The organism is Zoogloea sp. (genome assembly GCF_023150065.1).
In the GTDB taxonomy this organism is placed as follows: Bacteria; Pseudomonadota; Gammaproteobacteria; order Burkholderiales; family Rhodocyclaceae; genus Zoogloea.
The window spans coordinates 1-519 of sequence record NZ_JAKLLN010000238.1; the positions used below are offsets into that span (position 1 = coordinate 1).

General features: G+C 61.3%; 1 protein-coding gene. It reads left to right on the plus strand.

Annotated elements, in window-relative coordinates; all coding sequences use genetic code 11:
* Positions 1–56: 56 nt before the first annotated feature.
* Positions 57–519 (plus strand): uroporphyrinogen-III C-methyltransferase (gene cobA, locus L6Q67_RS24460; protein ID WP_296576408.1); only part of this gene is annotated, 463 nt, incomplete at its 3' end.

Below are 519 nucleotides of genomic sequence, written 5' to 3' on the forward strand. Positions count from 1 at the left end.
TGAAAATACCTGCCAAACCGTGGCGGCCGGTATGATCAAAAATATCGAACCCGACTATGTTATCTGATCCGACTCCCCGCCTCAGCGTGGTGGGCGCCGGCCCCGGCGATCCGGAACTGCTCACGCTCAAAGGCCTGCGCGCCCTGCAAAGTGCCGGCGCGGTATTGTACGACGCGCTGGTGAGCGAGGAACTGCTCGAATACGCGCCGCCCCCGGCCGTACGCATCTTCGTGGGCAAACGCCGGAATTTCAAAAAATTCACGCAGGACGAGATCAATGCCCTGATCGTCGAAATGGCCCGGGAACACGGCCATGTCGTGCGGCTCAAAGGCGGCGACCCCTTCGTGTTCGGACGCGGCTTTGAGGAAATGGAGTACGCCCAATCGTATGGCATTCCGGCCACCTACATTCCCGGCATCTCCAGCAGCATCGCCGTGCCGGGGCTGGCGGGTATTCCGGTGACGTACCGCAACCTGAGCCGGAGTTTTTGGGTGATTACCGCCACCACCTCCGACGGGT